The 16,220-nt window shown below is 57.4% G+C and carries 10 protein-coding genes; 1 reads left to right on the top strand and 9 read right to left on the bottom strand.

Annotated features, from left to right (window positions below):
- Nucleotides 1-26 precede the first annotated feature (26 nt).
- The 7 genes from VNL17_14015 to VNL17_13985 all read right to left on the bottom strand — a co-directional run bounded on the left by VNL17_14015 (nt 27) and on the right by VNL17_13985 (nt 10,587).
- Entirely contained in the window at nt 27-725 is a 699-nt protein-coding gene (locus VNL17_14015; protein ID HXI85196.1) for a response regulator transcription factor, read from the bottom strand.
- Entirely contained in the window at nt 722-2,446 is a 1,725-nt protein-coding gene (locus tag VNL17_14010; protein ID HXI85195.1) for an ATP-binding protein, read from the bottom strand. The genes VNL17_14015 and VNL17_14010 overlap by 4 nt, the downstream gene beginning before the upstream one ends.
- Nucleotides 2,443-3,894 (bottom strand): DUF3108 domain-containing protein, encoded by a 1,452-nt coding sequence (locus VNL17_14005; protein HXI85194.1) that lies wholly within the window; start codon nt 3,892-3,894, stop codon nt 2,443-2,445. The genes VNL17_14010 and VNL17_14005 overlap by 4 nt, the downstream gene beginning before the upstream one ends.
- 94 nt (nt 3,895-3,988) lie before the next feature.
- A complete protein-coding gene (locus VNL17_14000; GenBank protein ID HXI85193.1) occupies nt 3,989-4,450 on the bottom strand; it encodes a cupin domain-containing protein in 462 nt (153 codons plus the stop codon).
- Nucleotides 4,451-4,545: 95 nt separating this feature from the next.
- Entirely contained in the window at nt 4,546-5,748 is a 1,203-nt protein-coding gene (locus tag VNL17_13995; protein HXI85192.1) for a redoxin family protein, read from the bottom strand.
- A gap of 30 nt (nt 5,749-5,778) precedes the next feature.
- Nucleotides 5,779-7,848 carry a threonine--tRNA ligase gene (locus VNL17_13990; protein HXI85191.1) on the bottom strand — a complete coding sequence of 690 codons (2,070 nt, stop codon included), beginning with the start codon at nt 7,846-7,848 and terminating at the stop codon, nt 5,779-5,781.
- Between the two features lie 57 nt (nt 7,849-7,905).
- Nucleotides 7,906-10,587 carry a hypothetical protein gene (locus tag VNL17_13985; GenBank protein ID HXI85190.1) on the bottom strand — a complete coding sequence of 894 codons (2,682 nt, stop codon included), beginning with the start codon at nt 10,585-10,587 and terminating at the stop codon, nt 7,906-7,908.
- Between the two features lie 374 nt (nt 10,588-10,961).
- Between VNL17_13985 and VNL17_13980 the strand changes: the two genes are divergently transcribed.
- Nucleotides 10,962-12,824: an ankyrin repeat domain-containing protein gene (locus VNL17_13980; protein ID HXI85189.1), complete on the top strand. Its 1,863-nt coding sequence runs from the start codon at nt 10,962-10,964 to the stop codon at nt 12,822-12,824.
- 190 nt (nt 12,825-13,014) lie between these two features.
- Here the strand turns inward: VNL17_13980 and VNL17_13975 are convergent, their stop codons facing one another.
- Nucleotides 13,015-14,703, bottom strand: coding sequence for an MbnP family protein (locus VNL17_13975; protein ID HXI85188.1), 1,689 nt, complete (start codon nt 14,701-14,703; stop codon nt 13,015-13,017).
- Nucleotides 14,700-16,163 (bottom strand): YHYH protein, encoded by a 1,464-nt coding sequence (locus VNL17_13970; GenBank protein ID HXI85187.1) that lies wholly within the window; start codon nt 16,161-16,163, stop codon nt 14,700-14,702. Before VNL17_13970 ends, VNL17_13975 begins: the two co-directional genes overlap by 4 nt.
- Between the last annotated feature and the right edge of the window lie 57 nt (nt 16,164-16,220).

Genomic DNA, 16,220 nt, shown 5'->3' with positions numbered 1-16,220 from the left:
CTTTTTCAAGCACGTGATTGAGGCCCTTACCCCTTCGCTTTGGACTCGTTTTCAAAGCGATAGCCGATTTCGCGGATGGTGTGGATGAACGTCGGAAGGCGCGAGTCGGGTTCGATCTTGGCCCGCAGCGTGGTGACGCAACGATCCACGCTGCGCGAGGTAACCATGACGGTATTACCCCAGACCGCGTTCATGATGCTGTCCCGGGTGAACGCGCGCCCGGGGTGCTGGAGGAAGTGTTCGAGGAGGCAATACTCCTTGTTGGTCAGAGGTACTTCAACCCCGTCTTTGAGCAATCGGTGGGAGGAGGTGTCGAGATGGCACCGACCGAACTTGTAGCTGACCGTCGCGCCTGCCTGCTGCCGCCGAAGAAATGCCTGTGCGCGTGCCACCAGTTCACGGATGCTGAACGGCTTGGTAATGTAATCGTCCGCTCCGAGATCCAGGCCGCGCACAATGTCCTCTTCCTGCCCCTTGGCCGTCAGCATGAGGATCGGCATATCGAGTTTCTCGGCGCGAACAGCCCGGCAGATTTCAAACCCATTGATCTTCGGTAGCATGATGTCAAGGACGATCAAATCGGTCCGGCCATTCAACGCGGCGTCCAGTCCTTCTTCGCCGTTGCGCGCAATCCGCACGTCATAACCTCGTGTGATAAAGTTGTCCTTTACCACCCGCAGGATCGTTGGGTCATCTTCGATGATCAGGATCTTCGCCGGAATCATGACGCCCCGTCCGCTATGGCGGGGATTTCGATGGTGAACGTGCTCCCGCGCCCGGGTTCGCTTTCGACGCGCACGGAGCCGTGGTGTGCCTCAACGATCGATTGGACGATGCTAAGGCCGAGCCCGCAGCCACCGACAGATCGCGAAAGTCCCTGGTCCGTTTGATAAAAGCGGTGAAACACCCGCTTGCTTTCGCGCGGCGTCAAACCGATGCCATTGTCCTCGACGGCGAAGCAGACGCTGCCATTGCGCGCCTCGGTTCGCAGGACGATGTGTTTTTCGTCGCCGGAATACTTCCAGGCATTGTCCAGTAAGTTAAGCAACGCCGTTACCAGCGCATCAACATCTCCGCGAATCGAGGGCAGATCCACGGCGGTATGTGATTCCAACATGCAGCCTGGCGCCTGGGCCCGTTCTCCCAGAGCAGTCACTGCGCCTTCCACGATCTGCTGCGGACGGACGCGGGTGAACTCAAAGGTGAATTTGTTCCGCTCCAGGCGCGAGAAAGTTAGAAAGTTGTCGATCAAACGGCTGAGTCGCGCGTTCTCCGTAGCGAGCAACTTCAGGTATTCTCGTGTCATCTTTTCATCGAAGCGCTGGGCGTCGAGCAAGGTGTCCACAAGGGCGCGCATCGCGGTGAGCGGAGTTTTAAGTTCGTGGGAAACCGTGGCAACCAGATCGTTCTTCAACCGGGCCAACTGCACCTGTCGTCCGAAGCCCCGCGCCATGAAAATTGCCAGCACGAGCATCGCGGCAATCACGCAACTGCCGATGACGAGATAGCGCGCAACGCGGCGCTCCGCCTCGGTGTCGAACAGCGCGTCATTATCAAGCGATAGCGTGAGCCGCCAGCCGGGCAGACCCTGGCCAATTGGCATGGTTGCGATCGTTGAGTCGCTCATCGTATCTTCCCCAGGAGCGCTGACCACGATACGCACGCCCCTCGGTAACGAAGAGCTTGAATCGCGTACGGTGCCGCCCAACCGCCGGCGCAGACCTCCCGTCGTAAACAATGCCAGCACCCGCGGCTCCAGCCGCGAGGAGACCGACCAAACGCCAGGTAGCTTGGTTGCACGCAATACTGGTTCGCCAGTGCTATCCGCCAGTCCCGCATCCAGATAGCGTGCGGCCAGTTCCTCAGCAGCCAGGGTCGGAAATTCCCAATTCGGATCGAGCCTTTGCAGTTCGTGCATGATGAACCGACGTTGCGCCGACGGCATCCCGTCTCCCGAATAGTTGCTCACCCGGGCGCGTAGTCCCCCCATGAGTTGGATGTATGGCGGGGACATATGAGGAGTCGGTGATTCGAGCTTGAGCAGTTCCGCGTTCGCCTCCACATTCCGCAGCGCCTCATCGTCCGCCGATGTCAGCCGCGGATAGGCTGGGCGCCCCCGTTCATCGAGGCAAATCACGCTGTCTGCCAGATCACTGCGCACGCAACGGTCAAACTGGTTTGGCGCAGGCCGGCCGTAGCCCAGCTGCCCCAGCCGTTCGTTCCAGCGCGCCTCGGTCTGTGCCTGCACGAGCGTCAATTGGCTCCGATACGCTTCGACCAGTTTCTCGCGCACGGCCATCCGCTCGTTCCGCATTGCCTCGCGCATAAACCACAATACGCATCCAACGGCGACGACCATAACGAGCGCCAACGATGCCAGCATGGGCCAGGCACGAACGTCCCGGCCCATGCGGCGGTGGAACAGATGGAATCGTTGTCTATTCACTTCGTTCGGTAGCTGGCGACGATCGTGTCAAACTGTGATTTGAGCGCATCAAACTTGTCTGGAGCGCTCGCAATCACAAACCATTCGGAATTCTTCGAGCCTAAAACACACACCATGTAGTACACATGCGATTTGCCGCCCTCAGTGTAATCCGCCACGCTACTCACGGCAGGCCGCCCATCGATCGTCAAGTCCTTCCAACTATCGGGACGAACCCGGACGTTTTTGAGAGTTTGCAAATACTCCTCCATCCAAGTCCGCGCCGACTGCCTCGCTTTATTCGACAACGTGTCGGTCGCAAACAAACGAATCCCGCCATCGGTCGTGTCCGCATTCGGGTCTAGCGCGCGAATCAGCACTTGTCCTTCTGGCTGGCCGTGCTGGGCGCGCCATACAACCCAGTCCGCTGGAGCCGTGAACGACACTCCGGTTTCATTGTCATGAAACTTCACCGGCTCGCCGGCTTTGCGCTGAGTGATTGAGGTAAGCTGCGCCGTAACGGGGCCCGCCTCGAATTTCACCAGATAGCGATGCGCGTCAGCCGAAAACCAGAAGGTTTGGTTCACCAAGCTGAGGTGCACGATGAAACAATCGAATTTCCCCGCTGGTACTTCGACGGTCTCCTTTCCCTGCACTTCGAGGCCAATGGAAAGTGTAGTTGCGGCTCCCAGAGTCGGGAGCACCGGGAGTGTTGTCTTATAACCAACTTGCAACGGAAGCCGACGCATCATGTGTACAGCTTCTTCGTTGTCATAAACAGAACTGTCAACGGCAACCACATCAGCTCGGGACTTGCCGACACGTTGAATATCAACCTCGCCGGGTTTGTAGGTCGCGGTCACCTCGCCCAAGAGCGAATGCTTCCAATGGCTGGTGAGGGGGCGAAAGGTCTCGGCATCCACATCGACACTGCTGACGGATTGCGGCCCGGCCATCATGCGACAACCAACTCGCCAAATCTTGCCTCCATTGGCCGGTTGGACAAGATCAGCGCGATACTCGCCCGTTCCAATATCAGCGCCAGACGCCAGCGAGATATTCAGCTGCATCCGCTCACCATCGACCCAGGGAATTGGCCCGAGGGTGAGGTTGCCAGGGAGATACTCACGGGCCTGGGCGATGAGTGTCTTCTCGTTCGGAAAATCGTGAATCAATTTCTCAAACGCCGCCGTCGCCTCCGCGGGTTGATTTTTCTTCAGATAGCATTGGCCAAGGCGGAACTGCGCGTGTGCCGCGATTTGATGGTTGTTGTTGGATTCCGCGATCAGTTGTTGATAGATCGCAATCGCTGAATCAAGGTCACCCTTGGTGTCCTGGTTATAGATCCCCTTCTCAAGCAACTCGGAAGGAGACTCCGGTGCGGCCGGCGACGACTGTGCGTAGATCGCGGCGGAGACGTTCAAAACGGAGATCGCGAACAAGGTACATAAAACAGTTATAGTTTTCATGCCTCCCAGCTTGCCGAAGCCATGTTACCACTTTGTTACCTGCATGTCCTTTGTTTGTCCGGCACCCACAGGCAACAAGCGACGTCAAGCTCGGTCACTTCTTCGGTGTCAACGGCGTGTAGTAATAGATGACCGTGTAGGTGGCCGGGAGGTTGCCGCGGTTGCGTAGGCGCGTGGTGGCGTGCGAGGCGAAAAAGATGACCGAACCCGGCCCGATGGTTTCGGAGTAGCCGTCATACGTCGCTTCGATTGTGCCTTCCTTGACGATGATGACCTCTTCCTGCACGTGCAGACGAGGTTCGCCGCTCTGTTCGCCGGGATTCAGCGTGGTGATGTGGCAATTGATCTTATCGAGGGTCGCGGTCGGCCCGTCGAACACCACGCGCCGCACGCCGTTCGATACCGGCGTGGGCTGCATCTTCTCCCAATCATAAATGGCGGACTTCAGCTTTGGCTGATCAGCGAGTGTAGCTGCCGCGTTCGTCGGCGTCTGGGCCGAAAGCCCCGTACTGAGGGCGACCAATGCCATCGAACAGAAAATCGTCTTCGCATTCATAATGTCCTTGGAATTGTGGGGGGTTTCGCGATCCGAGCAGCGACTACCGACCTGCACACCTCATGGGAGAATGCTGTGGGATGAGCCAGACCGGCTCAATCCGCCCCGGGCAGTTCGCCTTGCTTGTAGCTCTCGAGCTGCTCCTGCAGATAGGCCTTCTCGGGACCATCCGCGAGGTCCACGGCTTTTTGTTGGAATTCGATGGCCTTCTCTTTCTTGCCTTCCATGAACAATACCCGGCCCAGCGTGTTGAGGACGGGGACGCTCTCGCCCTTGGACGCTTCGTTGGCGCGCGTAGCGATGATCTCCGCCAGGGCCAGGTCGCGTTGCTCAATGCCCTTATCGGTTGCGAGGCGCCAGGCCAGATTATTTTGCAGGTCGGCATCGTCCTGGTGCGTCTCGCTCATTTGCGCGGCCAGTGTGTACGCCCCGGGGTAGTCCTTAATGAGAAACAGGATGTTGAGCCGCGTCATATCCAATTCGTCCTGCAATTTCGGGTCATCCTTGTGGGTCGTTTTCATGGTGGCAGCCAGCTTGGCCGCGCCAGCATGGTCTTTCTTGCCGACCAGGATGCTGTATTGCGTGAAGTCCTCTTTGGCTCGCTGGTCTTCAGACAATAACTTCTTCTCTTCGTCCAGCTTGGCCTGCGCCGTGTCCCAGTCCTTTGTGTATATCGCCTGGCTGATTGCCATCCGTAAGGGGCGCAACTGCGACTCGGTTCTCTTCGTCTCCGCGTATTCCTTCGCGGCCTTCGATATATCGAATTTGCCCGCGAGGACGTCTTCGATTGTTTTCTCCGGCAGCGTCATGGGATGTCCGATCCAGGCAATGAGGCCGTTTGGATTGACCAGGAATGCCGCCGGGATGCCGCTTTGCCCGGCAGCGTCCATCCATGTCTCGGCCATCTTGCCCTTGTCGCTCCCCGTCTTGTCGTCGAGGGCAATGCGGTAGGTCATTTTATTGCCCATACTCTTGATAAACGGCGCCACGAGGCTCTCGTCGCGTTCCCAGCTATCTTGGCCGATGACAACCAGGCCCTTGTCCTTGTACTTGTTGTAAATCTCGTTCAGGTGCGGGATCGAGGAACGGCACGGGCCGCACCAGGTGGCCCAGAATTCGACAATATAGGTCGTCCCTGTCGCGAGCTGCTTCACGGGATCGCCCTGCACCCATTTGCCGGTTTGGAGTTTCGGCGCCGGATCGCCAACCTTGAGGATCGAGTCGGCCGCTTGCGCGGGTGCGGCGATTACGGCCAGAAACAGCAGCGACGCGAACCACATCATTGTCCTTCGATTCATGTTGCCGTACCTCCGTTTGTCAGGAACCAGCTACCCGCGTCGCTCTTTGATTGATTGCAAAATATCCGCGATAACTTCCGCCTTGGGCTTGGCGCCAAGGTTGCCTTTGCCGTGGAGGCGCACGCTGACGGCACCGGCTTCCATGTCGCGACCGCCAATAACGAGCATGGTGTGAACCTTCGCCTCTTCCGCATCGGCAATCTTGCCTTTGATATTGTCGTTGCTGTAATCGCCCTCGACACGAACCATGTTAACGCGGAGTTCGTTGACGATGCCCTTGGCGTATTCCACCAATGGGGCGTCTTCGCCGATGGTGAGGACGCGAACCTGTTCGGGCGCGAGCCAGAGCGGGAAGTTGCCGGCGTAATGTTCGATGAGGAAGCCGATGAAGCGCTCGTGCGTGCCGAGCGGCGCGCGATGAATGCAGAGCGGGGTCTTTTCAGTGTTGTCGCGGTCCTTGTACACGAGGCCGAAGCGTTTCGGTACGGCGAAGTCCACCTGATTGGTCGCAATGGTGAATTCGCGGCCGATGGCGCTCCAGACCTGCACGTCGATCTTCGGGCCGTAGAACGCAGCTTCGTTCGCGACCTCGACGAAATTGATGCCACTGGTCTTAAGGACTTCGCGCACCATGTCCTCAGTCTTAATCCACAACTCTGGCTCGTCGACGTACTTCTTGCCAAGGCCTTCCTTGCTGTGGGTGCTGAAACGCATCTCGTACTTGTCGAAACCGAAAATCTTGAAATACTTCAGGTACATCTCGTTGACCGCATTGAACTCCGCGGCGAACTGCTCCGGGGTGCAATAGATGTGCGCGTCATTCATGTTGAGCGAGCGTACGCGCATGAGGCCGAAGAGTTCGCCGGACTGCTCGTAGCGATAACAAGTCCCGTACTCCGCCAGCCGCAACGGCAAATCCCGATAGCTATGCCGCTCCGCCGCAAAAATGCGATGATGATGCGGGCAGTTCATGGCTTTGAGGAAATAATTTTCTATCTTCGGTAGTCGCTCAAATTCTGAATGCACTCTTTGACATTCATCAAATGCTTGCGCGATATTCGGCGGCAACGTTCCGTCCGCCCTAGCCAAGTTCACCATTTCTTCTCTGAGTCCCGGGCCGCCCTTTTCAATCTGTGCTCCTATTGCAGAATAATCGACACCCCGCCGGGCAGCTTCAATCTTAGTCCATTCGATCAATTCCTTCTGAAATGGTCGCTTTCGATTATTAAGTTCAATGCGTTTCTCTTGAAACTCATCAAGCACCATTGGAGGAAACATTGATTCTTGGTAGTACGGCAGATGACCCGATGTGACATACATCTTCTCTTTGGCGATATGCGGGGTCTTGACGCGGACGTAGCCGGCGGCGAACTCGGTTTCTTTCGCGAGTTTTTCCAGCTCCTCGACGATGACGGTGCCTTTGGGGAGCCAGAGCGGGAGGCCGGGGCCGACGAATTCGGTGTCGATGGCAAAGAGACCCATTTCCTGGCCGATCTTGCGATGGTCACGCTTCTTGGCCTCCTCCACCATGGTGAAGTAGGCTTCCATCTCGGTCTTGTTCTTGAACGCGGTGCCGTAGATGCGCTGCAACTGCGGGTTCTTTTCGTCGCCTTTGTAGTAGGCGCTGGCGACGTGGGTAAGCTTGAACGCGCTGACGTTGCCGGTGCGCATCACGTGCGGCCCGGCGCAGAGGTCGATGAAATCGCCGTTCTTGAAATAGGAAATCGGTTCGTTCTCGGGAATGTTCTGGACGATGTCCAACTTGAACTTGCTGGGAGTCCCGCGCGGGGCGAGGGCGGCGAGGCGTCCACTTTGCGCGTCGCCCAGGGCTTGTTCGCGAGTGACGATGACTTTCTCGAAGACCTGGTTTTCCTTCGAGATCTTCTTCATCTCGGCTTCGATGGCCGGGAAATCCTCAGGCGAGATGCGGTGCTGCAACTCGACATCGTAGTAGAACCCGTCGTCAACCGGCGGACCGGCAGCGAACTGCGCATCCGGCCACAGTTTAGCAATGGCAGTCGCCATCACGTGGGCAGCGGAGTGCCGCAACCGCTCGAGGTCGGTCATCTGCGCGCGTTGATCGAGTGTTTTCCGTTCCATAAGAAGCGGAAGTTTAATACGGCGCAAAGGCAACAAAGTCAATGCCGGTGCATGACGCTACGGTACGAGGCGGACGCGGTAATACAATGCCGGCCCGTTCGTCGCGGCGCCGGCGTCGAGATAGTTGGTGGCGGCGCCAGTGGTGATGATGTTGGTGATGGCGGCGAAGCTGTTCGTCGCGAAATTGCCGGCGTTACCGGCAGTGCGTTCGAGCGCGTTGGTTTTGCCGGGGCCAGTGGTCCACGTGACGCGGATATTGTTGCCGGTGGTCACAATGGAAGTGATGAGCAAAGCTGACGCGCTGTTGGTCGGGTCGGTGCCGGCCAGGTACTCTTGAAGGTTGTTCATGCCGTCGCCGTCCGGGTCCTTGTTGGCCACATCGGGATCGAAGGGATCAAGTCCATATTGCTGTTTCCAGCCGTTCGGAATTCCGTCGCCGACGGCGCTCAGGTTCGGGTCGAGGTTGGTTGTGGTCGCCGACAGCGTGCCGCCGGTCTTGACCAAGCGGCCGCAGACGTTGGTGATGACCAGATTGTCGACCGTTAGCGTGCCGGATTCCAACTGGAGGATGCCGCTGCGCACATCGAGCACGGCGGTGTGGGTGGCGTTGGTCACGAATAATGCGCCGCCGGCCACGGTGACGACGCCGGTCGCCGTACAAGCGGATTTGCCGAGAATCATGCTGTTGTAAACCGAGTTGCTCCCACCGGCCATCGTCAGCGTGCCGAGGCCCACCGCGCTCAGGGCGCTTGAGCCGATAAAAAGGTTGCGCGCAAAAATCGATCCGTTGGAAACCGTCATCGCGCCGATGCCGCCTTCGCTGATCTCGTTATCGATGATGTTGTTGGTCAGCACAAGCGTGCCGCCGGTGACCCACACGGTGCCGGTCGCAAACGAATTATTGGCCACCGACAGTGCGGCAGGGCCGTCCAGCGTTCCGCCGGTCATCGTGAATGTGCCGTTACCGCCCACATTGACGCCGACAGCGATTTGACCACCGCGCATCGTTCCGTTGCTGAGGATCAATTGGCCTGAGCCGCTCACACCGACCTCGACAGCGAAATTGGTGGTAGCATTCAAAAGTCCGCCCGTCACCCAGACGGTGCCTTGCCCACCGTTGAAACCGATGAAGGTGGTTCCCAAGGTGCGGTTGGTGCCGCCGGCAAACGTGATCGTGCCGAACGAATTGTTCAGATGCCCCACAAACAAACTATTGAAAAGCGTCGAGCCGCCGAAAACCGTCAGGCTGCCGCTGCCGGCATTGCCGATCACCGTTTGCACGTTGCTGACGACGAGGGAACTGCCGTTGGTGAGCGTAACGCGGCCGTCCACGATCAAACCGCTGCCGATGCCGACCGTGGCCGGCGAATTGGTGATGACGAGTTGACCGCCGGTGACCCAAACCACGCCGACCCCCGGTCCCCCGACGTTCAACGGTCCGATCAAGGCATTGGTGCCGCCCGCAACGGTCAGCGTGCCGGTCGCCGTAACGTTTGTGGCGAGGTTGAGCGCGTTGCCTAGAAAAGTTCCATTGGAGATCGTCATCTGGCCTGTACCGCGCGCGGCGATAATCGTCACGGCATTCGTGATCACCAGGCGCCCGGGTTCCGTCAGCCACACGGCTCCCGTTGAGTTTGTTTCATCACCAATGGTTAGTGTGGAGAAGAAGGTATTCGTGCCACCGTTGACCGTCAGTGTCCCCCGACAAGCTGCATTGCGTCCCATATTCACGGTGCCGGCCAACCAGGTTCCGTTGGAGAGAACGAGGCGACCGTTACCGCCCGCAGTGCCCGCGCCAAGTGTGGTTGGAGCGTTACTCGTGATCAACGTCCCGCCCGTGATCCAGACGGTGCCGGTCTTCGGAATCGCAGCCGAGAAACCGACATCGAACCGCGTCGAAGATGTCATCGTCCCACCGGCCAATGTCAATGTGCCTGCAGCCTCTTGAGTCACCTCAAAATACGGAATATTCACCGTGCCGTTGGAAACCGTCATCCGGCCATCGCCGAAATAACCGAGGACCGAGGTTGTTGCCGTACCTGGCACGTCCAATCGTCCACCCGTCACCCACACCGTACCGGATGCGCCGCTATTACCAACGTGCAGGACCGAAGCAAACGAAACAAGGTTTGTTCCGCTGACAATAGTTAACGTCCCGGCGGAGCCGACGTTCAGACCGATCCCAGTGCCTGAAGTCGTCACAAGACCATTGGAGATCGTCAAAATACCCTGGCCCGAACTGCCAATGAACATCCCGGTGGAGTTGGTGACGAACAGGCGTGCGCTGGGAGAAATCAGCACGACTTCGCCATCATCCTTCAGCGGTCCAGCGACGTTCACGGACTGCACGCGCATTTCGGCGTTGGAAACCACGAGCAATCCGCCCGAGCTAATCGTGCACGCCTGGAGGGCGATGAATGGATTGTTCGTGCCGGGATCGCTCAGTAAAAGCTTGTTCACTGAACCTGACGGTGCGGACAGCGTCAGATTGCTGACCGTCATCGTGCTGTTGGAAAGGGCGGTAGTGGCATCGATGGTGACAGTCTTTGTGGTCGCGCTGGTGATAAACACGAGCGAGTTCATGTTGGGCGCGACGTTGACAGTCCAATTCGTCGCCAACTCCCATTTGCCCGATACACCCGACGCCCAGTTATTGGTGGTCTGCGCGGAAGCGCCAGTGGCCGCCCACATCGCGGAAAGAAGAATGACCACCCCATACCGCCCACGACTCATGCTCATATCCAGACCCTCTGGTTGCCCGAGTTACGCTGCGCTTCTTCCCTCACATCCTAACGAAACTGGGCTTGTCAAGGCAAGGCAATTCCAGCAAGCCGCAGAGTGCCGCAACCGTCCGAGGTCGGTCATCTGCGCGCGTTGATCGAGTATTTCCGTTCCATAGGGGGTTGCCTGTTGACAATCCTGCGATCGCAGGTAGATGGCCTGCGTCGCTTAGAGCGTGCGCGTGTTCGTCGTCAGCACGGGGAATGATTAGACGATTAATGAGCGAAAGTCAGTGCTGCGTTGGGTCGTGTCCCTGCTTTTGCAGGTCATGGAGGGCACGGGATTCATTTTTTGTATCGCGTCAGTCAATACCGACGGATAGTATCCCCAGCATGAAACGAACGCTCATTTTAGGAGCGCTTAGTTCGTGCCTCGTATGGAGTGCCCACGCTGAATCTCCCAAAACGGCTGAAGACATCATCGCATTTTCCCGTAATAAGACACGCGAGTACAAGACTTGGTCGGCTGACATTCATTACCTTGCGAATGAATTTGGAATGACCGTACCGTCTGATGGCACCGTTCTGTGTAAATCACCGGACTTGGTGCGCATCCAGGCGAAGACGGAAGCGTTTGGAGAATCGACCGGCGTATTGATCGTGGTCGGAAAGGACCGCGTGCTTTGGCAGGAGAACACGGCGCGGGGAACCTCGGCTGTTCTTAAGGCCGATCTGAGCAAAGTTTCTCGTGAAGAACGTGCGGAAGGAGGTGTGGCTGTTAATCTCCTTCAGGCGGTCAATTCTGCCGACGCTTTAAATGAACTTCGTGAATCATTTGATTTCTCGGTCGGTCCCCCGGAGGAAATCCTGGGGCAACCCATGTATACCTTGAAGGGCACGTTAAAGAAATCGGCTCTGAAGAAAGACCTGTTGGAGAAGTTTCAATTTGTTAATGGCGAAGCGCGTGCGGTTATCGGTGAGAGAGACGGATTCGTGTACGAGATCGAACAAAGGATGGGATTTGTCGAAAAGAACAGCTCAGGAGAACCGTTGGTAAGAGCAGGAGGATTTGAGTTTCAGAACGTGAAGTTCAATGCGGATATCACGGATCAACAGTTCGTATTTCAGCCGAAAGCGGGCGTACAGGTCGTCGAGTTACAATCGAAGTCGGGCAATTGGAAAGCAAAGGATACAACGGAATTAACCCCGCCACAAAGCACTGCACCTCGCAATGAACAGTCAGCCAGACCTAAAAATTCACCCTCCTTAGCGAAGGCAAAACCCAGAAAACGTATACCATTGACTGATAAGGATAAGGGATTATTGAATGAAGTGGGGTCACCGAGCGGGCAAGCCGCCAAAGTGGAGCAACTTCTCAAAGATGGCGCCGATGTGAACGCCTCGGACGAATATGGTCGAACCCCGCTGCATTATGCCGTCCTCAATCAGCTTCGCGGTGCAGAATTCGTCGAGCTTTTGATGGCCAAAGGTGCAGATCCAAACGCTCAAGATACAGATGGAAGTACTCCGCTGCATTTTGCAGGTGAAAACGGCTGGCATAATGTGGCTGCTGTAAGAGCTTTAATAACGCACGGCGCTGATCTAAACGTGAAGGACAAGCAAAGACGGACGCCCATACAAACTGCCAACGCTTGGATCGCGTGGGATGTCGTAGATGTTCTCGCTGCAGCGGGTGCAGATCTGGACATCTATACAGCGGCTCGAATAGGGAAAGCAGAGCGTGTGACTGAATTGCTCAATGCGAATCCCAAACTTGTGAACAAACTCGAACCGCCAAAGCTACCGGGCTGGGACCCTAACGGCACTCCTCTGGATGAGGCAGCCATGGGAGGAAACGCAGAGGTTGTAAGACTTCTTCTTGATCGAGGCGCTCATCTTTCAGGCGACAGTACTGTATTTGATGTTGCACAGAACTGGAATCGCCGAGACGCCTTGGCTGTCCTTATCGAGAAGCGCCACCCCAGCAAAGAAGTCTTTGACCGCTTGATCTGTTCCGCGGCTAATGACGGCCATCCAGAGATAGTCACACTCCTTCTCTCAAAAGGAGCAAATATCAACGCCAGGGACGGAGACGGTAACACGCCGCTGCACCTTTCCGCCGTCCACGGTCGCAAGGAAGTAATTAACGTCTTGCTCGCCAAGGGGGCGGATACTCACCTGAAGAACAACGCTGGACAAACACCCGACCAAGCCACCTTGCACAAGGACATCGCCGAGGAAATTCGCCAGCACTAGTACGTCAGCGTTGCCGGTTCGACGGTGCTGTGGTGGTGCTAACCATCAATTGTCGGCTTTGCGCTCAGTGATTCTCTTCGCGTAATCGAGAAGCAGTTTCTTCAGTTCACCTATGCGCTTCGAGCTTCCGGCGCTCTTCGGGATCCTCGTCCATTTCCATTGGTGGGAACACCCTACCTCGCCAGCACGGTCAATGCTGCGTCGATTCTTCGGTGAGCGCCTTGAGGAAAGCAACCAGGGCTTTTTTGTCGTCAGCGCCGAGCGGCACGCCGCCGTCGGGATGTTTGGCGAGATTGGGGTCGAGCGTGGCACTGCGTTTCGTGCCCGTGCAGTAGTGCTCAACCACTTCTTCCAGCGTCTGGAAACGTCCGTCGTGCATGTAGGGACCGGTCAGCGCGACATTGCGGAGGGACGGGATGGCGAACTTTCCCTTGTCCAGTCGATTTCCGGTGACGCGTTCGCGACCGGTATCGGCGGAATCAGCATCAAGGCCGTTGTTGGTGAAACGGAAATCGGAGAACAACGGTCCGCCGTGACAGTGAAAGCAATCGGCTCCCGTCAGGCCGCGACGCGGGTCGTACTCCGTCATGAACAGTTCAAAGCCGCGCTTCTCTTTTTCGCTGAGTTCCACCCTTCCCTTCAGCGCGCGGTCGAATTTGGAGTCGGAGGACTCCAAAGTGAGGACGAATTGTTCGAGGGCGCGCGCTACGCGATCCGCGCTGACCTCACGAGAACCGAAGGCTTTCTCGAACTGGTCCGTGTAGCCGGGAGCGGCAGCGAGTTTTTCCACCATCTTTTCCAGCGGTTGATGCATCTCTTTGGCATCTTGAATTGGCATGAGCACCTGTTGACGAAGCGACGATGCGCGACCGTCCCAGAAGAACTCGCGTTTCCATGCAAGGTTGAAGAGCGGCATCGCGTTGCGCACGCCTTCCTGCTCGTCTACGCCCTTACTGAAACGACGCGGGCTGTCGCTGAATGCCTGCGTCTCCTTGTGGCACGAGGCGCACGAGAGCGTGTTGTCGCGCGCGAGCAGTTTCTCGTGAAAGAGCCGTGCACCGAGAGTGACGCCTTCCACGGTCAACGGATTGTCACGGGGCAACGATGGGATCGGAAATCCGGCGGGTACGCGGAAGTGATAAGGAGTGGTGTTTGTGGCCATGAGTGCCCTGACGGTGACGGAAATCGGCATCGCCTCCGGTGCGGAAACGGCACGAACGAAGAAGGAGCGTGCAATATTGGTCTGGAACATCGCCGCGAGCGGATCACCTTCCCGCGAGTGGGTGGCGGACTCGTCCGCCGCGAAATGAATTGATCTCAACAACCCATGCACATCCAGCGCGATATCGATTTGACCGTCTTGTTGCAGGTCAAGAGACGCAGCCAGATTGATCGACGTTTGATTCGGCGATTTTGCCAGGTGAAGGGAGAAGCCGGCGTCCTTGTCGTAGTGACCTTCCAGCGCAAAGAAGACGTACCCACCCTGCCAACTCCAGTGGAGGACGTTAATCAATGGATTGAGCGGATGATCGGCCGGCCATTGGGACGGGTCACCGTAGTTTGTCTTTTCGTTGAGCCCAACCGTGAAACCCACGCGCTGATAGGAATCCGGTGGTACGTTCGCTAGATGGAAACTCAACCGGTTCTGCAACGGGTCAATGAACGCAAATTGTCCCGGTAGATCGACCCAGCGCCCATCACGGCGCTGCAGACGGAAGTCTGAAAGCAGAAACGCCAGACGCGTTACCGTAACGGTCTGAGCCGAATCGGTCGTCCATGCCAAACTACCGTGGGGTTCGATGCGAACCTCGAAAGTCGTGCCGTCACATACGGTGACAGCCACGACAAACAGGATCGCGATGATAATGGGCTTGTTCACGGATCAAACGATGCGATCGAAGAGAGTTTCACCTTATAAAAGCGTTGCGCGTAGGTCTGTGCGGCGGCCGTTTCGGTATTCTGCGACGTGATGCCCGTGGCGGTGACGGACGGACTCAGTTCGGCCCAACTAACCAGATCGGTCGACGCGTCGACAATGTAGGTGCCGCCTTGTACGCTGCTCCAGGTAAGCGTTACGTCACTGGCGGCATTGATGCCGGTAACAACTAACGCCGTGTTTGTGCCACCCGTGAAGTTTGTTGTGACCGATTCGGTGATGCTGCCCGCTTGGGAGATGCTGCTGACCGTCCCACCGCTGACGACGCCGTAGAATTGGCGACCGAGGAGGTACGGGTAAGCGGGAGTACCGTTTGTATTGATGGTGACGAAGTAGACATACATCCCTTGGGGATAATCGGGTGTGACGCAGAATCGTCCGTTGTATCGGTCAAGGTCCCACTGTGCGCCGGCGGTGAGGTTCGTCGGCAGGTCGCCAAGGTAATCGTAGTCTTCCGCGTAACGGCCCAACGCAAAGGAGCCGGTCATGTCGGCGGTCTTTGTCGTGCTCGGGCCATATTGCGAGGACGTGAGGTTCGTGCGGTTCTGCGAAAGTTGCGCCCAATAGGGCAAGGTTGTTCGGCCGGTAACATTGAGGTTCGACGTGCCATAGGAGCCGTCGCGTTTGATGTAACCGGAGACCATGCGACGAATGCCGGACGCGGCGTTCGTGGCATCCGAATAACCGTACGGGCCATAAATCGGATAGCCGTCGAAGGCCCAGGCGATAATCGGCGAATGATGGAGGTTGTTGGTGTTCTCGGTGTAGGTATCGCTGGCGACGGTGTAGGTCGCGTTGTCACCGAGTTGGTAGCGCAGCCCGATTGGGTTGATGTGCATGTGATACTGGCCGCTGCCTGGCTGGTGCGCGTTGGCCGGGTCGAATGTCGGAAGCTCGGCGAACGCGGCGTCGCGTTCCCAGATGCCGCTGCCGATCATCCCCTGTTGGTCGGAGCCGGACGTGGTGTTGTAGGCGTAGCCATCCAGCATATTGAACATGGCTACCCCGGTGACATACATCCCCATCGCGCCGCCCGGGGTGAGTGTGTGCGTGGTGGTCGCGGGCGTCTGGAAACGCGGGAAGCGCATGATCGTTTTTTGGTTGGTCGGCTTATTGGGAAAGATCATTGTCTTGGCCGCGTTGAGATACCACGGGCCCATGATGTAACTGGCGAGCCCACTCGCGTAGACGTATACGTTGCTGGTGGAGTACATGATCGTCTGTACGTCGGAATACGCGGGCAACGCCTGTCCTGTCCAGGTGGTGACCGGGGTCGCGCCTGTCGTGGCGCGGATGCGGGCATATTGCGCGGTATTTGTGGTGGCCCACGAAGTCAATTGCGGATCAGCAAACACGGATGCGCCCAATACGACTATGAGGAAGAGAGCCAGTAATGGTTTCATGTTGATCCCCCTGCTTTGGTTTGGCGGGCACGCGCCCGGAGAAGGCGCGCACCCGCT

The sequence above is a fragment of the Verrucomicrobiia bacterium genome (genome assembly GCA_035577545.1).
Taxonomy (GTDB): Bacteria; Verrucomicrobiota; Verrucomicrobiia; order Palsa-1439; family Palsa-1439; genus Palsa-1439.
Note: the sequence above shows the minus strand (reverse complement) of the source record. Positions and strands in the feature narration are given on the sequence as shown.

Excerpts from the sequence above, each read along its gene's own strand:
- VNL17_14015 (HXI85196.1), bottom strand. The coding sequence starts at position 725 with ATGATTCCGGCGAAGATCCTGATCATCGAAGATGACCCAACGATCCTG.
- VNL17_14005 (HXI85194.1), bottom strand. The coding sequence starts at position 3,894 with ATGAAAACTATAACTGTTTTATGTACCTTGTTCGCGATCTCCGTTTTG.
- VNL17_14000 (HXI85193.1), bottom strand. The coding sequence starts at position 4,450 with ATGAATGCGAAGACGATTTTCTGTTCGATGGCATTGGTCGCCCTCAGT.
- VNL17_13995 (HXI85192.1), bottom strand. The coding sequence starts at position 5,748 with ATGAATCGAAGGACAATGATGTGGTTCGCGTCGCTGCTGTTTCTGGCC.
- VNL17_13990 (HXI85191.1), bottom strand. The coding sequence starts at position 7,848 with ATGGAACGGAAAACACTCGATCAACGCGCGCAGATGACCGACCTCGAG.
- VNL17_13985 (HXI85190.1), bottom strand. The coding sequence starts at position 10,587 with ATGAGCATGAGTCGTGGGCGGTATGGGGTGGTCATTCTTCTTTCCGCG.
- VNL17_13980 (HXI85189.1), top strand. The coding sequence starts at position 10,962 with ATGAAACGAACGCTCATTTTAGGAGCGCTTAGTTCGTGCCTCGTATGG.
- VNL17_13970 (HXI85187.1), bottom strand. The coding sequence starts at position 16,163 with ATGAAACCATTACTGGCTCTCTTCCTCATAGTCGTATTGGGCGCATCC.